Below are 18,615 nucleotides of genomic sequence, written 5' to 3'. Positions count from 1 at the left end.
CGTGGCCCAGCCGGTCACGCGATTCCAACCAAAAGTGGCCGATGCGACACTGAAGCTGTGGCGGGGGACGCGGTCATCGGTCTCGGCCGGCTGCTGGCGGCCGTGCGGCCCTGGCGCGCGCCCGGTGCCTTCCACGCCCACGGCCTGACTCTGGCCACCCTGACGAAGCTTGCCGCCCGCAACCATCCCGGCGATGTCGCACTGATCGACGACGAGGGCGCGCTCACGTACGCCGAGCTCGAACAACTGACCCATGAGCCCACGGACGGCGAACGCATCGTGGTCCGCGAGCCCAACGGCCGGTCGTTCGTCGCCGCCGTCGTCTCCGGCCTGCGAGCCAACGCGGATGTCGTCCTGGCCGATCCCCGCGGACCGTCCGTCGATGCCGGAAAGCACCGAGCCGCGCGCCGCGGTCAGGTGGTCGTGATGACGTCGGGCAGCACGGGTACGCCGAAGGTCGTCGAGCGGAAGGTGACCGTCGCTCAGGCCGTCCCGGTAGCGACCCTGGTACGGCGTTTGCCCTTGCAGCACGGGGTTCCGCTGGTCGTCACACAACCGCTGTTCCACGGCTTCGGCGTGGGCTTCCTCGCGCTGGGGCTGGCCTTCGGCATGCCGGTCGTCGTAGGGCGGCACTTCGACGCGGACGAGGTGGCGGCGTTCCTGCGCGACCACCCGGGTGCCGTGCTGACCGGCGTACCTCCAGTCCTGGCGAAGGTTGCGTGGACCGGGGTGGTGGTCTCGGCAAGAGCAGTGGTGAGTGGCGCCGGGCCGTTGCAGCCAGTCGTAGCGGACCGCCTGACGAGAGCCTTCGGGCCGGTGCTGTTCAACCTCTACGGGTCGAGCGAGCTGGGGTGGTCGACGCTCGCGACGCCGGCCGACCTGCGCGAGGCGCCGGGCACGATCGGTCGTCCGGCGGCCGGCGTACACCTCGAGATCCTCGACGACGACGGCAGGCCGCTAGGAGCCGGGGAGGTCGGTCATCTGTGCGTCGGCGGCCGGCTGGCGGGGTCGATGGCCGACTCCGGCGACCTCGGCCACCGCGACTCGGCCGGCCGGTACTTCGTCGACGGCCGGGCCGACGACCTCATCGTCACGGGCGGGGAGAACGTGTTCCCGATCGAGGTGGAGGACGCGCTCCTCAGCCACCCCGCGGTCGCGGAGGCGCGCGTCTACGCCGTACCCCACGACGAGTACGGCGCGGTGCTGCAAGCCAACGTGGTCCGGAAGGACCCGGTGGCGGAGGCGGAACTGCTGGCCCACGCGCGCACCCGGCTGACCCCGCCGAAGGTGCCGCGCCGGATCGTCTTCGTGCGAACGCTGCCGATCACGTCGACCGGTAAACCCGCGCCGCGTGTGTGACCTGATCGACAGGGTCGGACCAGGGGCGTACCAGTGCCGTCGCAGGTATCGTGACAAACATGTCTGACGCCACTCGCAGCTCGCAGAACCAAACCGTCATAGTCGCCGGCGCGCGGACCCCGATCGGGCGGCTGCTGGGTGGCCTCAAGGGCTTCACCGGCGCCGAGCTCGGCGGGTTCGCGATCAAGGGCGCACTGGAGAAGGCCGGCGTCGCGCCGGACCAGGTCGAGTACGTGATCATGGGCCAGGTGCTGCAGGCCGGCGGCGGCCAGATCACCGCCCGCCAGGCAGCGGTCAAGGCCGGCATCCCGATGAACATCCCGGCCATCACGATCAACAAGGTCTGCCTGTCCGGGCTGAACGCGATCGCCCTGGCCGACCAGCTGATCCGGGCCGGTGAGTACGAGGTCGTCGTGGCCGGCGGCATGGAGTCGATGACGAACTCCCCGCACCTGCTGCCGAAGTCCCGCGAGGGCTTCAAGTACGGCGATGTGCCGCTGGTCGACTCGATGGCGTTCGACGGCCTGTGGGACGCGTTCACCGACCAGGCGATGGGCGCCCTCACCGACCAGGCGAACAACGAAGGCCTGAAGCTCAGCCGGGAGGAGCAGGACGAGTTCAGCGCCCGCTCGCACCAGCTGGCCGCGGCCGGCTGGAAGAACGGCGTGTTCGCCGACGAGGTGGTCCCGGTCGAGGTGCCGCAGCGCAAGGGCGACCCGATCGTGGTCGACAGCGACGAGGGTGTCCGCAGCGACACCTCGGTCGAGTCGCTGGCCAAGCTGCGGCCGGCCTTCGGCAAGGACGGCACGATCACCGCCGGCTCGGCCTCGCAGATCTCCGACGGCGGCTGTGCCGTGGTCGTGATGAGCAAGGCGAAGGCCGAGGAGCTCGGGCTGAGCTGGATCGCCGAGATCGGCGCGCACGGTTCGGTCGCGGGACCGGACTCGTCGCTGCAGAGCCAGCCGGCGAACGCGATCGTGAAGGCCTGCCAGAAGGAAGGCATCGAGCCGTCCGCGCTCGACCTGATCGAGATCAACGAGGCCTTCGCGGCGGTCGGCATCGCGTCCGCGCGCGAGCTCCAGGTCGACGTCGACAAGGTCAACGTGAACGGCGGCGCGATCGCCCTCGGCCACCCGATCGGCATGTCCGGCGCCCGCCTGGTGCTGCACCTGGCGCTGGAGCTCGGGCGCCGTGGCGGCGGCGTGGGAGCCGCGGCCCTGTGCGGTGGTGGCGGCCAAGGTGACGCACTGATCGTTCGGGTACCGAAGAGCTGATGCCGCGCCGCACCGCGCCCGTCGGCGAGCTGGTCGAACGAGCCCGGGAGGGTGACTCCCGGGCCGTCGCCCGGCTGATCTCGCTGGTCGAGGACGAGTCGCCGCTGCTCCGCGAGGTGATGGCGGCGCTGTCGCCGTACGCCGGGAACGCGCACATCGTCGGGATCACCGGCTCTCCGGGGGTCGGCAAGTCCACGTCGACGTCCGCGCTGGTGTCGGCGTACCGGGAGACCGGGAAGCGGGTCGGCGTGCTGGCGGTCGACCCGTCGTCGCCGTTCTCCGGCGGCGCGTTGCTGGGCGACCGGGTGCGGATGCAGGACCACGCGACGGACGCCGGGGTGTTCATCCGGTCGATGGCGTCCCGCGGGCATCTCGGCGGGCTGGCGTGGTCGACTCCGCAGGCGTTGCGAGTGCTCGACGCGGCCGGGTTCGACGTCGTCCTGGTGGAGACCGTCGGGGTCGGCCAGTCCGAGGTGGAGATCGCCGGGATGGCCGACACGACGGTGATCCTGCTGGCGCCGGGCATGGGTGACGGCATCCAGGCCGCGAAGGCCGGCATCCTCGAGGTCGGCGACATCTACGTTGTGAACAAGGCCGATCGGGACGGCGTGCAGGCCGTCACCCGCGACCTGCGGGCGATGCTGGCGCTGGCCGAACGGCCGGAGGGCGCGTGGTCGCCGCCGATCCTGAAGACGGTTGCCTCACGCAACGAGGGGGTCGCCGAGGTGGTGGCGGCGATCGAGGACCGGCTGGCCTGGATGGCGTCCAACGGCGTCCTGGACGAGCGCCGCCGGAGCCGGGCCCGGGACGAGATCGAGGCGATCGCGATGACGGCCCTGCGGTCCCGGTTCGCGCACCTGCACGGCGACGCCCGGCTCGACGTGCTGGCCGCGAAGGTGGCCGAGGGCAACACCGACCCGTACACGGCCGCCGACGAGCTGATCGCGGCGCTCTGATCAGGGTGCGAGCTGCAACACTCGACCACACTCTGTCACATTGTGTCGTCGGGTGTGGTAGGAGTGACATCAGTTCCGAAATCGGGCAGATCCGGGGAGATTTCCCCGCAACGGCGCGATCCGCGTCTCACGGCGGCGCGCCGGTTGCTGCCATGCCCCCGAATCCGTTACAGAATGGGACTTGTAGCTGGTGAGCATTGTGCGGTGGGCTGTGTTCAGTCAGTGACAATTGGTGACGGTCCGTGATACAAATCCAAACACAGTCGACCGAGTGGTTGCGAACGAGGAGTGGTGACATGCCGAAGAAGCTGTTGATCTGGTCGGTCATCGCCTTTGCCGGCTTCTATCTGTTCACTCAGCCGGCGAACGCCGCCGACGCGGTGGGAGGCGCGTTCTCAGCCGTCGGCGACGCGTTCGGGAGCGTGATCACGTTCCTGACCGCGCTGTTCAACTGATCTGCTGACCAAGTGTCCCGTGCCGAGCGATCGTGCGGGACACTTGGCTGTACGGGGTCACACAACAGCGTGACAGGGGAGTGAGCGGATGGCCGGAATAGGCCTGTTCCGGATCTTCGACCCGAAGGTCCGGCGCCATCTGATCTCGGACGAGGGCGAAGTCGTCATCGACGAGGTCCGGCAGCACTGGGTGGTCTTCACGGTGCCCATGCTCGAGGTGGTGCTGGCGACCGCCCTGCTGGTGGCGCTGGTGACCAACTCGATCGGCGGCACCCAGGTGCTGCTGGCGATCGTGCTGATCCTGCTCATGCACGCCTTCTGGCAGTTCCTCACCCACCACCGGGACCGGTTCGTGGTCACCAACATGCGGGTGATGCGGATCCGCGGCGTCTTCTCCCAGACGGTCGCGACCACGCCGATCGCGCGAGTCCTCGACATCACCCTGCAGAAGCCGATCGTCGGGCGGATCTTCGGCTACGGCCACTTCGTCTTCGAGTCCGCGGCGCAGGACCAGGGCTTCCGTGAGATCCGCTGGGTCAGCCGTCCCGACGACCGGGACCTGACCATCCAGCGAGTCATCCAGCGCACCGGTCTGCGCGCGTCGGCGAGCGTCGACGTGGTGCAGGGCGACGACGACTCCGACGACGACGGCACCGGCCCGATCGGGATGGACTCCGCGCAGGAGGTCACCACCACGGTGGCCCCCACGCCGGCCCATCAGTCCCAGTCCCGTCCAGTGGCCGGCTCCGGGAGCAAGTCGATCTTCAACAGCGAGCGCGGCAACTGGACCGACGAGGACCGCGACTAGCCGGATTTCCGCAGGAAGATCTGCCGCCGCCGCTCGCGGTGTGCGCGTTCGGGGTCCGTCGCCGGGCTCTCCAGTGCTCGCGTGAGCTCTGCAGCGGCTTCGGCGTACCGGTGATCGCGAGCGAGGAGCTCGGCGCGTACGGCGTGCCAGCGCGGGCTCGGCGGGAGTACGTCGAGCATCGCGAGCCCGGCCGCGGTGCCGTCCGCCTCGGCGGCCGCGACCGCCTGGGCGAGATGCGCGGACGTGCTCGGAGCGATCGACACGAGCAGGTCGTAGAGCCTGAGGATCTCGCGCCAGTCGGTGGCCGCGTAGCTCGGGACGCGGTCGTGCTCGGCGGCGATCGCGGCCTGCAACTGGTAGGGATCGGCCTGGCGGTTCGACCGCTCCAGCGAGTCGTTGAGCAGCGCGACGCCGCGAGCGATCAGTTCCCTGTCCCATCGGGTGCGGTCCTGCTGGTCGAGCGTGACGACTTCGCCGTCCTCGTCGAGCCGGGCCGGGCGGCGGGCCTCGGTGAGGAGCAGCAGCGCCAGGACGGCGGTGGGCATCGGCTGCTCGGGCAATAGCTCGTGCAGCAGTTCGGCCAGCCGGATCGCCTCGGCGCAGACGTCGACGTCGTACGCGGTCTCGCCCTCGATCGGTGCGTGGCCGGCGGTGTAGAGGCTGTGGATCACCGCGCAGACGGCCGGCAGGCGGTCGGGTAGCTCGCGTTCCGATGGCACGCGGTACGGGATCCGGGCGGCCGCGATCTTCTGCCGGGCGCGGGTGAGGCGCTTGGTCGTGGCGACATCGGTGGTCAGCAGGACGCCGGCGATCTGCGCGGGCGTCAGGCCGCAGAGTGTGCGCAGGGCGAGGGCGACTCGGGTCGGCGGCGAGAGCGTCGGGTGGCAGCAGGTGAAGATCAGCCGGAGCAGGTCGTCCTGGACCACGCTGTCGGGCACGAACCCGTCCGACTGGCTGAGCTCCATCAGCTCCAAGCCGTCGCGTTCCTTGCCGGGACGGGCTCGCTCGCGGCGGATCATGTCGATCGCCTTCCGGCGCGCGGTCACGGTCAGCCAGGCGCGCGGCTCGGGCGGCACGCCGGTCACCGGCCAGGCGCCGAGGGCCGCCAGGGTCGCTTCCTGGACGGCGTCCTCGGCGAGCTGGACGTCGCCGACCGTCCGGATCAGGGTCGCGAGGATCCGCGTGCCCTCGATCCGGATCGTCTCGGCGAGCGCGTCGTCGGACACAGCCGAACTACTTGGCGGCGATGACCGGCCGGACCTCGACGGCGCCGTTCCACGCGGCCGGGATCTGCGCCGCGATCGCGACTGCCTGCTCCAGGTCGTCGGCCTCGATCAGGTAGTACCCGGTCAGCGCTTCCTTGGTCTCGGCGTACGGCCCGTCCGTCGTGACGACCTTCCCGCCGCGGGCGCCCTCCACCCGTACGACGGTTGCCGTCGGCGTCGGGTGCAGCACGGCACTCGCCTTGATGCTGCCCTCGTGGTCCACGCCGAACTGCCGATACTCCGCCAGCTCACTCGCTTGCTCGGGCGCCCACCAGTCGACGTCCGGTGTGTAGGTCAGTGCCAGGTACTGCGCCATCGGAGGCCTCCTTCACCTAGGACCACTCTGGTCCCTCACCCAAAGAACGAACAGCCACCCCCGGCACAGGACATCGCTCAGGTGGTGCACTCCGCGACCCGGGCCCGGAGCTCGCGGACGACGCCTTCATCCCCGGCAGACCGGATCACGGACTCGTCCACCCGCCCCCACAACCACAGGAACACGGCATCGGCCGTCCCGAAGATCTCAGCCGCCACCTCACCCTCGGCGTCCTGGCTCACCGCCACGCTCGTGGCATCCGCGCGCACCGTCCACGACCGTCCGTCGGCAGTGATCCGTACGGCGGCATCGACCGGGTGCTCGGTGTCGCCCTCCTCCCACCACGGCCCACCGAGGTTGGGGTAGAGCACCTCGTCGATCCCGTCGAGCGCCAGCGCGGCGTCGATCGGCGTGACCACGTCGTGCGCCTGCTCGACGTCGATCCGGTGCACCACGCTCTCCAGCGCCATCCGCCGGAACCAGAACCCGGAGGTCTTGTCGTTTGGGTTGAACGTCCACGTCTCCCGCCCGGTCCCGGCCGCCAGCAGCGCGTCCACGATCGCCACGCGTGCTTCGTCGTACAGCTCGAGCGCGTCACGCGCACCGAGGTCGGGCGGCCACGGGTCCGGCAGCGCACCGAGGCGCAGCACCTCCACCTTGTGCAGGTACACCATGGCGACGTGCCGCACCACCGACTCGACCGTCCATCCCGGGCAACTCGGCACCGTGGCGTCCAGCCCCATCCGCGCGACCTCACCGAGTCGCGCCGACTCGGCCCGCAACTGCTCGAGGTAGAACTCCGCCGATGCCATACGCCAGAGCATGACACCGACCGCGGACAGAAATCAGATGGTGCGGGTCTTGAACGCGGCCTCCCAGTCGGCGGTCTCCTCCTGGCTGATCTCGACCACGCGCTCGGCGAGCAGCCGGACCGGGTCCTCGGTCTTGGCGTACCGGCCGGCGCGCTGGGCGTAGAGCCAGGCTTCGTTGCGGAGTTGCTGTGCGGTGCGGGTGTAGGTCGGGTAGCTGTCGCGGTAGCCGAACAAGGTGCGGATGCCCTCGGCGAGAGCGATCAGACCGCCGAGGGCCGGTGCCAGCCAGGTCGGGGCCGAGATGGCGACCGAGATCGCGATCACGAGGGCCGCGAGCAACTGCAGGGTGCCGAGTGCGCGGTAGGCGACCCGGGCCTGCCGCGCGTGCTGGAAGTACCAGTTGAACCGCACGCTGATCAGCTGCTCGGCGGGGGAGTCGTTGCCGAGGTCGGGGAAGTCCGAATGCCTGAGTTTCGCCCTGAGATTCGCCATGGTCCGCCTAGTGTCCAGCTAATCTTCGGCTCATGGCGAGGAAGAGGGCGTTGCCGTTCGATCCGATTGACGAGGCGTCGCGGCAGTGGGGCCGGCGGTGGGGTGCGGTCGAGCAGATGCGGGCCGTCACGTCGCTGATGCGGGCCCAGCAGATCGTCATCGGTGAGCTCGACGACATCCTCCGCAAGCACGGGCTGACGTTCGCCCGGTTCGAGGCGCTGGTGCTGCTGACGTTCTCCCGGCGCGGGTCGTTGCCGCTGGGCAAGATGGGCGAGCGGCTGCAGGTGCACCCGACCTCGGTGACCTCGATCGTACGGCGGCTGGAGGCCGCCGGACTGGTGACCCGCGAACCGCACCCCGACGACGGCCGCGCGGTGCTGTGCGAGATCACGCCCGAGGGCCGCGAGTTGGTCGAACGCGCCACCGCGGACCTGGTCGCCGCCGACTTCGCCTTGTCCGGCCTGACCGACGAGCAGCTCAAGATGCTCTGGTCCGTCCTCGAGCCGCTGCGCCACAACGCCGGCGACTTCACCTGACAGCTGTCCACTCCGCGGACACCTTGTGTTACGCGCATGCTAAAAGTTCATTCGATACTGAAACTTCCCAAGCTTCCCTATTGCCAGGCATCCACTTCGTGTCCCAGGATCGGGAGAACCCGGCCGGCCCCCTCGGCCGCGAAGTCCCCTGGAGGACCCCATGAAGCGTGCTGCTGCCGTTCTGCTCGCCGGCGCCCTCGCGGTCACCGGCTGCTCCGGAGGCGGGTCCGGCGGGTCGGCCGAGAGCGGGACCCGAGCGATCTCGTACGCCGTCGACGACCCGGTGACCCTGAACCCGGGCCGGCAGACGATCGCGTTCCCGCAGGTCAGGGCGCTGTTCTCGAGCCTCACCTTCGTCAAGGCCGACGGTTCGCTGACCTACCTGAACGCCGAGTCGGTGAAGTCCACCGACGCGGTGCACTGGACCATCAAGCTGCGTCCCGGCTGGACCTTCCACAACGGCGAGAAGGTGACCGCCGAGAGCTACGTGAAGGCCTGGAGCACAGTCGCCTACGGCCCGAACGCCTGGGAGAACAGCGGTCAGCTGGTCAACATCGCCGGGTACGACGCCCTCAACCCGGCCGGCGGCAAGCCCACGACCACCCAGCTGTCCGGCCTGAAGGTCGTCGACGAGCTGACCTTCACCGTCACGCTGAAGGGCCCCGACGGCCAGTTCCCGACCCAGCTGTCGCAGGCGCAGACCGGGTTCTTCCCGCTGCCCGAGGCGGCGTACACCGACCTCGACGGGTTCGGGAAGAAGCCGATCGGCAACGGCCCGTTCGAGATCGTGGACAGCTACCGGGAGAACGAGCCGGTGACGGTCAAGGCATACGCGAACTACCAGGGTCCGAAGCCGAGCGTCGACGAGATCTCCTTCAAGCCCTACACCGACATGACCACCGCCTACACCGACGTGCAGGCCGGCAACACCGACATCCTGTTCGTGCCGGCCAGCCGGATGGCGCAGGTGAAGAAGGACTTCGGCGACCGCGCGTACGTCTTCCAGGGCCTCGGCATGAACTACCTCGGCCTGCCGCTGTACGACAAGCGCTACGCCGACATCCGGGTCCGGCAGGCGATCTCGATGGCGATCGACCGCAAGGCCGTCAGCGACGTGATCTACGGCGGCATCTGGGAACCGGCCACGGCACTCACCCCGCCGGGCGAGCCGGGCACGCCGACCGGCCTCTGCGGTGAGCTGTGCACCTTCAACCCCGCCAAGGCCAAGCAACTCCTGGCCGACGCCGGCGGCTTCTCCGGAAAGATGGAGATCCGCTACCCGGGCGGCGCCGGCCTCGACGACCTCTACAACGCCTACGCGAACCAGCTCCGGCAGAACCTCGGGATCAAGGACGTCACCGCGACCCCGACGACCGACTTCCCCGAGTTCCAGAAGCTGCGCACCGAGAAGAAGCTCAGCGGCCCGTACTTCTCCCGCTGGGGCGCCCTCTACGCCAGCCAGCAGAACACCCTGCGGTCCTTCTACACCAAGGCCGGCGGCTGCACGAACTGCATCCCGTACTACACCCCGGAGGTCGAGCAGCTGCTCGCGAAGGCCGACGCGCAGGTCGACCAGCAGAAGGCGATCGAGGGGTACGTCGAGGTGCAGAAGGCGATCCTGAAGGACTTCCCGGCGCCGCCGATGTTCTTCGAGAAGTACGCGTACGCCACCTCGGACCGGATCGCGAAGCTGGCCGAGGGCGCGGGCGCCGTGGAGCTCGAGAACACCACGCTGGCGGACAGTTGATGACAGCAACCGACGGCGGCCCGCTCCAGGAGATCCTGGAGCGGGCCCACCGCGTCCCCGACCTCGACCACTTCCCGGGCGCCGACGAGATCGCGGACCGCCTGGACGAGCTGACCGGCAACCACCCGGACCTCGTGACCAGGCGCAGGATCGGTACGTCGCGACTCGGCGAGCCGATCACGATGTACTCGATCGGCGACGGAGCCGACCAGGCGCTCGTCTACGCCGGCGTGCACCCGAACGAGCCGATCGGCTTCTGGACCGCGATCCAGCTGGCCGAGGACCTGGTCGCCGACTCGGACCTGCGCGGCGGGTGCCGCTGGAACATCATCGGCTGCATCGACCCCGACGGCACCCGGCTGAACGAGGGCTGGTTCGACGGTCCGTTCAACCGCGTGCACTACGGCGAGCACTTCTACCGCCCGGCGCCGGCCGAGCAGGTCGAGTGGTCGTTCCCGTTCCAGTACAAGGACGCGTACTTCGACCAGGTGATGCCCGAGGCGTTCGCGCTGATGCGGGTGATCGACGAGCTGAAACCGGTGATCGCGGCCTCGCTGCACAACACCGAGCTCGGCGGCGTGTACTACTACGTCACCAGGGAGCTCGAGGGCTTCGTCGACGAGTTGCACGCCATCGCCGCGTCCTTCGACCTGCCCCTCAACCTGGGCGAGCCCGAGACCCCGGTCGCCCGCCCGCTCGGCCCGGCGGTGTACGAGATGATCTCCGCCAAGGCGTCGTACGACTATGCCGAGCAGTTGGGGCTGCCGACGCCGAACGAGTCGGGTAGCTCGTCGGCCGCCTACGCGGAACGCCACGGCACGGTGAGCCTGGTCGCTGAGCTGCCGTACTGGACGCACCCGGCGGTCGACGACGAGACGCAGACGGACTCGCCGTACCAGCAGGTGCTCGTGGCGGCGGCGGATGAGCTGGAGAAGAACCTGCTGGTGATCGACGAGGTCTTCCAGGCGGCGCGGCCGTACCTCTCGGACGACTCCCAGCTGGTCCGGGCGGTGGCGGCGTTCATGCCGTACCTGCTCAAGCGACCGGAGCGCGAACGGCGCCGGGCCGAGGACATCGACCGGGCACGGCGCGCGACCGTCGCCGAGGTGTTCGGCCTGTTCGACGTCAACCGCTCCTTCCGGCTGCGGTACGGCGGGATGCTCGTTCGAGCCATCGACGGTGAGATCGCGCGGGGCAGTGCGCACGCGGCGCTGCATCCGTTGGGCCGGCGACTGCGGGAGTTCTACCGTGAGTGGCAGGACGAGGCCGCGACGCTCGACCAGGACCTGCGGACCGTCCCGATCAACCACCTCGTCGGGGTTCAGTACGCGGCCACGCTCGCCCTGCTGAACGCCGTACGGCGAGAGGCGGGCTGATGCTTCGCTTCACGGTCCGGCGGCTCGTCGAGCTCGTGCTGGTGTTCTTCGGCGTCACGTTCGCCATCTACGCCGCCGTCTTCGCGTTGCCCGGTGACCCGATCTCGAGTCTCGGTGGCGACCAGCCGTTATCGCCGGCGGTGGTCGAGCGGATCCGGGAGCTGTACCACCTGAACGATCCGCTCTGGTCGCAGTACCTGCGCTACCTCGGCAACCTGGTGACCGGCGATCTCGGGGTCGACTTCCGCGGCCGCTCGGTGGCCGAGCGGCTCGCGGAACGCTGGCCGGTGACGATCCGGCTGGCGCTGACCGCGTGGGTGATCCAGGTGGTGCTCGGGGTCGGCCTCGGGCTGCTCGCCGGGCTGCGGAAGAACACCTGGATCGACCGCGGCGTGCTGATCATGACGATCCTGATCACCTCGGTGCCGATCTTCGTGATGGCGGTGACGGCGCAACTCGTCTTCGGCGTGCGGCTGTCGCTGTTCCCGATCGCGGGGGTCAACGACGGCTGGCCCGGGTCCTACTTGCTGCCGGCAACGGTTCTCGCGATCTACGGACTGGCCGCGGTCGCCCGGCTGACCCGGGGGAGCGTGGTCGACACGATGAGCTCGGACTTCGTCCGGGCGCTGTGGGCGAAGGGACTGACCCGGCGCCGTGTCATCGGTGTGCACGTCCTGCGGAACTCGTCGATCCCGGTGCTGACCTACCTCGCCATCGACCTCGGCGCCTTGCTCGGTGGTGCCGTGGTGACCGAGGGGATCTTCAACCTGCCCGGAGTCGGCCAGCTGTTGTTCCAGTCGATCCGGGTGCACGAGGGCCCGACCGTGGTCGGGATCGCGACCGCGCTGATCCTGATCTTCCTGGTCACCAGCGTGGTCGTCGACCTGCTCAACTCGCTGCTCGACCCGAGGATCCGCCATGACTGACCAGGTGCTCGCGCAGACCGTCGAGGAGGACGCGCTGGCCGGTCGCGGCGTCTGGGCGACCGTCCGCCGCCGGGTGCTGTTCTGGCTGCCGCTGACGGTGCTCGTCGTACTTATCCTGCTCGCGCTGTTCCCCGGCTGGTTCAGCCACCTGGATCCGCGGGCGTGCGACATCTCCGCGAGCGCGCGTCCGTCGTCGCCGGGACACCTGTTCGGCCAAGACCTGCAGGGTTGCGACGTGTATGCGAACGTCGTCCATGGCGCCCGCGCCTCGTTGGCCGTCGGCCTGTTCTGCACGCTGATCGCGCTCGTCATCGCCGTGCTGATCGGGACCGTCGCCGGGTACGTCGGTGGCTGGACGGACTCGGTGCTCGCCCGGCTCACCGACGTGTTCCTCGGATTCCCGTTCCTGCTCGGCGCGATCGTCGTACTGAACAGTCTGGGCGAGCGCTCGGTGCTGTCGGTCTCGCTCGTCCTCGCGTTGTTCTCCTGGCCGGCGCTGGCCCGGATGGTCCGTACGACGGTCCGCGCGACCCGCGACGCGGAGTACGTCCAGGCCGCGAAGGCAATGGGGTTCCCGGTCACCCGGATCCTCACCCACTACGTGCTGCCGAACTCGATCGGCCCGGTGCTCGCGGTCGCCACGCTGACCGTGGGCGGTGTCATCGTCGCCGAGTCCACGCTGACCTTCCTCGGCCTCGGACTGCGGGCGCCGTCGATCTCTTGGGGCCTGCAACTCGCCACCGCGCAGTCGCGGTTCCAGCAGGCACCGCACACTTTGATCTACCCGGGCATCTTCCTCGCCGCGACCGTACTGAGCCTGATCACCCTCGGCGACGTGCTTCGCGACGCGGTGAACCCGAAGGGACGCTCCTGAATGACCACCCACCACAGAACGGACGCCGCCTTGTTCCCTATCGACACCGCCCGCGAAGCGGCACCTGCTCTGCAGAGCTGGCTCGAGTTCCAGCGCCGCTACCTCCGGACGCCCGGCGTGCAGGCCGCCGTCCGCGTCGGCAACGAGGTGGTGCTGTCGACCGCGCTCGGCTTCAGCGACGAGGTCGCCGGGACGCCGCTGCGCACCGACCACCTGTTCCGGATCGCCTCGCACTCGAAGACCTTCACCGCGACCTCGATCCTGCAGCTCGTCGAGCAGGGCAAGGTCCGGCTGGACGATCCGGTCGACTCGTACGTCGCGGAGCTCGCCGGCAGCCCACTCGGCCCGGTCACCGTACGGGAACTGCTCGGCCACCAGGGCGGCGTGATCCGCGACGGCGTGGACAAGGACTACTGGCAGCTGATGGACCACTTCCCGGACCGGGAGGCGCTGATCGCTCTGTGCCTGTCCGACGGGCAGGTGTTCGAGCGGAACGAGCACTTCAAGTACACCAACATCGGCTACTCGCTGCTCGGCCTGGTGATCGAGTCCGCGAGCGGTCTGTCGTACGGCGATTACGTCGACGCCAACATCACCAGCCGGCTCGGCCTGACCAACACCGGCGCCGAGTGGGACCCACAACGCGCGAGTGAGTATGCAGCCGGCCACACCGGTCTGCTCGACGGCGTCGACGTACGCGAGACCATCCCGCACGTCGACACCCGCGCTATGGCCGCCGCCACCGGCTTCTACTCCACCGCCGAGGACCTGACGACGTACGGCGCCGCGCACTACTTCGGCGCCGAGCAGTTGCTGACCGACGCGAGCAAGCGGCTGGTGCAGCGCGACGAGAGCCTGATCAACGCCTACGGCAACGAGCTCGGGCGCTACGGGCTGGGCATGGACATCGTCAAGGTCGGCGACCGGCGGCTGGTCGGCCACAGCGGCGGGTACCCGGGCCACATCACCCGCACGTTCATCGATCCGGTCGACCAGCTCGTCGTGTCGGTGCTGACCAACTGCATCGGCGGACCGGCCGGAACGCTCGCGACCGGCGTGGTGAAGCTGCTCAACCTGGCGGTGAAGGCTCCGGCGGGCACGACGGTCCCGAGCGACATCGACGGGCGCCGGTTCTGCGGGACGTTCGCGAGCCTGATGGGGGTGGTCAGCATCGCGCTGCTCGGCGGGCGGCTGGTCGCGTTCTTCCCGGCCGCGCCGGACCCGGTCGAGAGCTACGAGGAGCTCCAGGTCGTCGACGAGAACACGCTGGCCGTCGTGCCTGCCGCCGGTTTCGGCTCGAGTGGCGAGAAGGTGGAGTACACCTGGGACAGCGACGGGCAGCCGTCGCACGTCCGGTACGGCGGGGTGTCCCGCTGGCCGGTCGAGGCGTTCCGGGCGCGGCGGTCGGCGCAGATCGCGGCGGCCGACGTGCACGAGCTGGCGAGGAGGTCGTGATGGTCGACGACGATGCGTGGGAAGAGGACTCGCGGCGGGTCGACTTCGTCGAGCAGTTCGCCCTGATCCGGGAGCTCGCGGGCTCGCCGCGGATGGAGGGCCGCGTGCTCGGCTACCTGATGGTGAGCAACAAGCCGTACGTGTCGTCGGCCGAGCTGGCCCGGGCGCTGGCGGCGAGCGCCGGCTCGATCTCGAGCACGACGCGCCGGCTGATCGACCTCGGGTTCATCGCGCGGCACGCCGTACCCGGGGACCGGAACCACTACTTCAAGGTCGAGGACGACATCTGGGGCAGCTTCCTGGCCGGCGAGCGGCGGTCGCTGGGCAAGCAGCAACAGCTGTTCGCGGACATGCTGGACGAGCTGCCCGACGACATGCCGGGTCCGCGGAAGCGGCTGCGGTACGCGCGGAACTACTTCGAGTGGCTGACGTCGTACCACCGCAAGATGCTCGCCGACTGGCAGGAATACCGCGACAAGCTGGACGCGGAGGAGGGCGAGTGAATGACGTCTTGCGCTTCGAGGATCTGACTGTCGACTTCACCGTCGGCGGTACGACGCAACGCGCGGTGGACCGGGTGAGCTTCGAGGTCCGGCCGGGCGAGGTGCTCGCGGTCGTCGGGGAGTCGGGGTCGGGCAAGAGCGTCACGTCGCTGGCCGCGCTCGGGCTGCTGCCGTCGAACGCGACGGTCGGCGGGCGGATCGTGTTCGGCGGCGAGGACGTGCTGTCGATGTCGCGGGCCGAGCTGACCGCGTTGCGCGGGCGGCGGATCGCGATGATCTTCCAGGACCCGGTCGGCGCGCTCGACCCGGTGTTCACGATCGGGTCGCAGCTGGTCGAGATGATCCGGGCACACCAGCCGGAGTTGTCCCGCGCGCAGGCACGTGAGCGGGCCGTCGAGTTGCTGCAGCTGGTCGAGATTCCCGAGTCGCGGATGAAGTACTACCCGCACCAGCTGTCCGGCGGGCAGTGTCAGCGGGTGATGATCGCGATCGCGGTCGCCTGCGATCCGGAGCTGCTGATCGCGGACGAGCCGACCACGGCGCTCGATGTGACCGTGCAGCAGGAGGTGCTCGACGTGTTGCTCGCGATGCGGTCGAAGATCTCCGGCTCGATCATGATCATCACCCACGACATGGGCGTGGTCGCCGACGTGGCCGACCGGGTCGTTGTCCTGCGCAAGGGTTCGGTGGTCGAGACCGCGGGCGTGCACGAGTTGTTCGACCGGCCGGCGCAGCCGTACACCCGCGCCCTGCTCGACGCGGTCCCGCGGGGCGGGGTCCGCGACGACGCCAAGCCGGTCGACGTCGTCCGCGACGTACCCGCGCTGGTGATCGAGGATCTCGTCGTCGAGTACCGCGGTCGCCGGGGCCGCACGGTCCGCGCCGTCGACCACGTGGATCTCGTCCTGACGCCCGGCGAGATCACCGGCCTGGTGGGCGAGTCGGGGTCGGGGAAGTCCACGCTCGGCAAGTCGGTGCTCGGACTCGCTCCGATCACGAGCGGCGAGGTCAGGGTTGCCGGGCAGGCGCTGTCGTCGGCGTCTTCCGCCGTACTGCGGCAAACGCGGTCGCGGATCGGGGTCGTGTTCCAGAACCCGGCCGGGTCGCTGAACCCGCGGGCCACGATCGGGCAGTCGATCGGTGAGCCGCTGGCCGTCCATCGCGGCGTCCGGGGCGCGGAGCTGCGCGGTCGGGTCGAGGAGTTGCTGGACAGTGTGGAGCTGCCACGGGCGTGGGCCGGCCGGTACCCGCACGAGCTGTCCGGCGGTCAGCGGCAGCGGGTCTCGATCGCCCGGGCGATCTCGCTGGACCCGGCGCTGCTGATCGCCGACGAGCCGACCTCGGCGCTCGACGTCTCCGTCCAGGCGACTGTGCTGGAGCTGTTCCGCTCGATCCAGGAGCGTCTGCACTTCGCCTGCCTGTTCATCAGCCACGACCTCGCCGTGGTCGACCAGGTCTGCGACCGCGTCGCCGTGATGAGCCGCGGCACGCTCGTCGAGCAGGGCGACCGGGAGTCCGTCCTGCGCAGCCCCCAGGACCCCTACACGACCCGCCTCCTCCAGGCCGCGCCGGTCCCGGACCCGCGGGTGCAGGCGCAGCGGCGGGGGCTGCGGTTGGCTGGTTGACCCCGGACCTCCAGGCCATCACAAAACCCGGCTGCGCAGCTGGTCACGTGGCGGTGCGCCCCTGGCGCACGATTGTGATGGCCTGGACGGCCGGCAGCAGTTGGAAATAGTTGGACGTCCTAGTATTTTGGGACCAGTTCCCGAGGAGGTCTGACTGATGGATGCCGAGCAGATCGCCGCCGGCCGGAGCCGGTGGCAGCAGCGGTACGACGCGGCACGCAAGCGGGAGGCGGACTTCACCACGCTCTCCGGCACCGAGGTCGCGCCCGTCTACGGACCGCCCGAGGGGGTCGACGACCCGCGGATGGAGCGGATCGGCTGGCCGGGGGAGTTCCCGTTCACCCGCGGCCTGTACCCGACCGGCTACCGCGGCCGGACCTGGACGATCCGCCAGTTCGCCGGCTTCGGCAACGCCGAGCAGACCAACGAGCGGTACAAGATGATCCTGAACGGCGGTGGCGGCGGTCTGTCGGTCGCCTTCGACATGCCGACGCTGATGGGCCGCGACTCCGACGACCCGAAGTCGCTCGGCGAGGTCGGCCACTGCGGGGTCGCGATCGACTCCGCCGCCGACATGGACCGGCTGTTCAAGGACATCCCGCTGCAGGACGTCACCACCTCGATGACGATCTCCGGCCCCGCCGTGCCGGCGTTCGTGATGTACCTGGTCGCGGCCGAGCGGCAGGGCGCCGACCTGACCAAGCTGAACGGGACGCTGCAGACCGACATCTTCAAGGAGTACATCGCGCAGAAGGAGTGGCTGTTCCCGCCGGAACCGCACCTGCGCCTGATCGGCGACCTGATGGAGTACTGCGCGACGACGATCCCGGCGTACAAGCCGCTCAGCGTCTCCGGCTACCACATCCGCGAGGCCGGCTCGACGGCCGCGCAGGAGCTGGCCTACACGCTCGCCGACGGGTTCGGGTACGTCGAGCTCGGCCTGTCGCGAGGGCTCGACGTCGACGTGTTCGCGCCCGGCCTGTCGTTCTTCTTCGACAGCCACCTGGACTTCTTCGAGGAGATCGCGAAGTTCCGCGCGGCCCGGCGGATCTGGGCCCGCTGGCTGCGTGACGTGTACGGCGCGCGCACCGAGAAGGCGCAGTCGTTGCGCTTCCACACCCAGACCGCGGGCGTGTCACTGACCGCCCAGCAGCCGTACAACAACGTCGTACGGACAGCGGTCGAGGCGCTCGCCGCCGTGCTGGGTGGGACGAACTCGCTGCACACCAACGCGCTCGACGAGACGCTCGCGCTGCCGACCGAGGAGTCGGCCGAGATCGCGTTGCGCACCCAGTCGGTGCTGATGGAAGAGATCGGGGTCACCAACGTCGCCGACCCGCTCGGCGGCTCCTGGTACGTCGAGGCGCTCACCGACGCGATCGAGGCCGAGGCCGAGGAGATCTTTGCCCGGATCAAGGAGATGAGCCCGGACGGCTCGATGACCGGCGGCATCCTGCGCGGTATCGAGGACGGCTGGTTCATGGCCGAGATCGCCGACGCCGCGTTCGAGTACCAGCAGAAGCTGGAGAAGGGCGAGAAGAAGATCGTCGGGGTGAACACCCTGACCGACACGGTCTCCGGTGAGCTGTCCATCCTCCGGGTCAGCCACGAGGTCGAGATCGAGCAGTGCCGGGTGCTGGCGGCGCGCAAGGCGCACCGCGACGAGGACCGCGTCCGTCGTACGCTAGCCGCGCTGGTCGAGGCGGCCAGAGGGACCGGCAACCTCATCGAACCCATGCTGGAGGCGGCGCGTGCGGAGGCCACGATGGGGGAAATCTGTCACGTTCTTCGGGAACTCTGGGGCGAGTACCGAGAGCCCGCCCGCTTCTGACGAGG

18 protein-coding genes are annotated in these 18,615 nt (G+C 69.6%); 14 read left to right on the top strand and 4 right to left on the bottom strand.

Going from position 1 to position 18,615, the window contains the following annotated elements; all coding sequences use genetic code 11:
• Positions 1 to 57 precede the first annotated feature (57 nt).
• The 5 genes from ACWCOV_RS02820 (at position 58) to ACWCOV_RS02800 (ending at position 4,852) form a co-directional block, all read left to right on the top strand.
• Entirely contained in the window at positions 58 to 1,359 is a 1,302-nt protein-coding gene (locus ACWCOV_RS02820; protein ID WP_449827497.1) for a class I adenylate-forming enzyme family protein, read from the top strand.
• A 59-nt stretch (positions 1,360 to 1,418) separates the two neighbouring features.
• Positions 1,419 to 2,633 carry an acetyl-CoA C-acetyltransferase gene (locus tag ACWCOV_RS02815; RefSeq protein WP_449827496.1) on the top strand — a complete coding sequence of 405 codons (1,215 nt, stop codon included), beginning with the start codon at positions 1,419 to 1,421 and terminating at the stop codon, positions 2,631 to 2,633.
• Positions 2,633 to 3,589 carry a methylmalonyl Co-A mutase-associated GTPase MeaB gene (gene meaB, locus ACWCOV_RS02810; RefSeq protein ID WP_449827495.1) on the top strand — a complete coding sequence of 319 codons (957 nt, stop codon included), beginning with the start codon at positions 2,633 to 2,635 and terminating at the stop codon, positions 3,587 to 3,589. Before ACWCOV_RS02815 ends, meaB begins: the two co-directional genes overlap by 1 nt.
• 296 nt (positions 3,590 to 3,885) lie before the next feature.
• Positions 3,886 to 4,044 carry a hypothetical protein gene (locus ACWCOV_RS02805; RefSeq protein ID WP_165949072.1) on the top strand — a complete coding sequence of 53 codons (159 nt, stop codon included), beginning with the start codon at positions 3,886 to 3,888 and terminating at the stop codon, positions 4,042 to 4,044.
• 88 nt (positions 4,045 to 4,132) lie between these two features.
• Positions 4,133 to 4,852: a PH domain-containing protein gene (locus ACWCOV_RS02800; protein ID WP_449827494.1), complete on the top strand. Its 720-nt coding sequence runs from the start codon at positions 4,133 to 4,135 to the stop codon at positions 4,850 to 4,852.
• Here ACWCOV_RS02800 and ACWCOV_RS02795 read toward each other — a convergent pair.
• The 4 genes from ACWCOV_RS02795 to ACWCOV_RS02780 form a co-directional block, all read right to left on the bottom strand.
• Entirely contained in the window at positions 4,849 to 6,078 is a 1,230-nt protein-coding gene (locus tag ACWCOV_RS02795) for an RNA polymerase sigma factor (protein ID WP_449827493.1), read from the bottom strand. The genes ACWCOV_RS02800 and ACWCOV_RS02795 overlap by 4 nt on opposite strands.
• 7 nt (positions 6,079 to 6,085) lie before the next feature.
• Entirely contained in the window at positions 6,086 to 6,433 is a 348-nt protein-coding gene (locus tag ACWCOV_RS02790) for a YciI family protein (protein ID WP_449827492.1), read from the bottom strand.
• 77 nt (positions 6,434 to 6,510) lie between these two features.
• Positions 6,511 to 7,245 (bottom strand): maleylpyruvate isomerase family mycothiol-dependent enzyme, encoded by a 735-nt coding sequence (locus ACWCOV_RS02785; protein ID WP_449827491.1) that lies wholly within the window; start codon positions 7,243 to 7,245, stop codon positions 6,511 to 6,513.
• Between the two features lie 33 nt (positions 7,246 to 7,278).
• Positions 7,279 to 7,737: a DUF4231 domain-containing protein gene (locus ACWCOV_RS02780; RefSeq protein ID WP_449827490.1), complete on the bottom strand. Its 459-nt coding sequence runs from the start codon at positions 7,735 to 7,737 to the stop codon at positions 7,279 to 7,281.
• A gap of 32 nt (positions 7,738 to 7,769) precedes the next feature.
• On the opposite strand from ACWCOV_RS02780, the gene ACWCOV_RS02775 reads away from it, so the two are divergent.
• The 9 genes from ACWCOV_RS02775 (at position 7,770) to ACWCOV_RS02735 (ending at position 18,610) form a co-directional block, all read left to right on the top strand.
• Entirely contained in the window at positions 7,770 to 8,273 is a 504-nt protein-coding gene (locus ACWCOV_RS02775; protein ID WP_449827489.1) for a MarR family winged helix-turn-helix transcriptional regulator, read from the top strand.
• Positions 8,274 to 8,433: 160 nt separating this feature from the next.
• Positions 8,434 to 10,020, top strand: coding sequence for a peptide ABC transporter substrate-binding protein (locus ACWCOV_RS02770; RefSeq protein WP_449827488.1), 1,587 nt, complete (start codon positions 8,434 to 8,436; stop codon positions 10,018 to 10,020).
• Entirely contained in the window at positions 10,020 to 11,396 is a 1,377-nt protein-coding gene (locus tag ACWCOV_RS02765) for a M14 family zinc carboxypeptidase (protein WP_449827487.1), read from the top strand. Before ACWCOV_RS02770 ends, ACWCOV_RS02765 begins: the two co-directional genes overlap by 1 nt.
• Positions 11,396 to 12,322, top strand: a complete 927-nt coding sequence (locus ACWCOV_RS02760; RefSeq protein ID WP_449827486.1) for an ABC transporter permease — start codon at positions 11,396 to 11,398, stop codon at positions 12,320 to 12,322. Before ACWCOV_RS02765 ends, ACWCOV_RS02760 begins: the two co-directional genes overlap by 1 nt.
• On the top strand, positions 12,315 to 13,196 hold the full coding sequence (locus ACWCOV_RS02755) for an ABC transporter permease (RefSeq protein ID WP_449827485.1): 882 nt from the start codon (positions 12,315 to 12,317) through the stop codon (positions 13,194 to 13,196). Before ACWCOV_RS02760 ends, ACWCOV_RS02755 begins: the two co-directional genes overlap by 8 nt.
• Positions 13,197 to 14,651, top strand: coding sequence for a serine hydrolase domain-containing protein (locus ACWCOV_RS02750; protein WP_449827484.1), 1,455 nt, complete (start codon positions 13,197 to 13,199; stop codon positions 14,649 to 14,651).
• Entirely contained in the window at positions 14,651 to 15,154 is a 504-nt protein-coding gene (locus ACWCOV_RS02745; RefSeq protein WP_449827483.1) for a GbsR/MarR family transcriptional regulator, read from the top strand. The genes ACWCOV_RS02750 and ACWCOV_RS02745 overlap by 1 nt, the downstream gene beginning before the upstream one ends.
• The gene (locus ACWCOV_RS02740) at positions 15,151 to 16,779 is read left to right on the top strand and encodes a dipeptide ABC transporter ATP-binding protein (RefSeq protein WP_449827482.1); all 1,629 of its coding nucleotides are present in this window, start codon (positions 15,151 to 15,153) and stop codon (positions 16,777 to 16,779) included. The genes ACWCOV_RS02745 and ACWCOV_RS02740 overlap by 4 nt, the downstream gene beginning before the upstream one ends.
• Positions 16,780 to 16,936: 157 nt before the next feature.
• Positions 16,937 to 18,610, top strand: coding sequence for an acyl-CoA mutase large subunit family protein (locus ACWCOV_RS02735; protein WP_449827481.1), 1,674 nt, complete (start codon positions 16,937 to 16,939; stop codon positions 18,608 to 18,610).
• Positions 18,611 to 18,615 lie beyond the last annotated feature (5 nt).

The sequence above is a fragment of the Kribbella sp. NPDC002412 genome, assembly GCF_053592935.1.
Note: the sequence above shows the minus strand (reverse complement) of the source record. Positions and strands in the feature narration are given on the sequence as shown.

Coding starts and splice junctions, on each gene's coding strand:
- meaB (WP_449827495.1), top strand. CDS start 2,633: ATGCCGCGCCGCACCGCGCCCGTCGGCGAGCTGGTCGAACGAGCCCGG.
- ACWCOV_RS02770 (WP_449827488.1), top strand. CDS start 8,434: ATGAAGCGTGCTGCTGCCGTTCTGCTCGCCGGCGCCCTCGCGGTCACC.
- ACWCOV_RS02815 (WP_449827496.1), top strand. CDS start 1,419: ATGTCTGACGCCACTCGCAGCTCGCAGAACCAAACCGTCATAGTCGCC.
- ACWCOV_RS02745 (WP_449827483.1), top strand. CDS start 14,651: ATGGTCGACGACGATGCGTGGGAAGAGGACTCGCGGCGGGTCGACTTC.
- ACWCOV_RS02765 (WP_449827487.1), top strand. CDS start 10,020: ATGACAGCAACCGACGGCGGCCCGCTCCAGGAGATCCTGGAGCGGGCC.
- ACWCOV_RS02775 (WP_449827489.1), top strand. CDS start 7,770: ATGGCGAGGAAGAGGGCGTTGCCGTTCGATCCGATTGACGAGGCGTCG.
- ACWCOV_RS02800 (WP_449827494.1), top strand. CDS start 4,133: ATGGCCGGAATAGGCCTGTTCCGGATCTTCGACCCGAAGGTCCGGCGC.
- ACWCOV_RS02750 (WP_449827484.1), top strand. CDS start 13,197: ATGACCACCCACCACAGAACGGACGCCGCCTTGTTCCCTATCGACACC.
- ACWCOV_RS02785 (WP_449827491.1), bottom strand. CDS start 7,245: ATGGCATCGGCGGAGTTCTACCTCGAGCAGTTGCGGGCCGAGTCGGCG.
- ACWCOV_RS02780 (WP_449827490.1), bottom strand. CDS start 7,737: ATGGCGAATCTCAGGGCGAAACTCAGGCATTCGGACTTCCCCGACCTC.
- ACWCOV_RS02760 (WP_449827486.1), top strand. CDS start 11,396: ATGCTTCGCTTCACGGTCCGGCGGCTCGTCGAGCTCGTGCTGGTGTTC.
- ACWCOV_RS02735 (WP_449827481.1), top strand. CDS start 16,937: ATGGATGCCGAGCAGATCGCCGCCGGCCGGAGCCGGTGGCAGCAGCGG.
- ACWCOV_RS02755 (WP_449827485.1), top strand. CDS start 12,315: ATGACTGACCAGGTGCTCGCGCAGACCGTCGAGGAGGACGCGCTGGCC.
- ACWCOV_RS02790 (WP_449827492.1), bottom strand. CDS start 6,433: ATGGCGCAGTACCTGGCACTGACCTACACACCGGACGTCGACTGGTGG.
- ACWCOV_RS02805 (WP_165949072.1), top strand. CDS start 3,886: ATGCCGAAGAAGCTGTTGATCTGGTCGGTCATCGCCTTTGCCGGCTTC.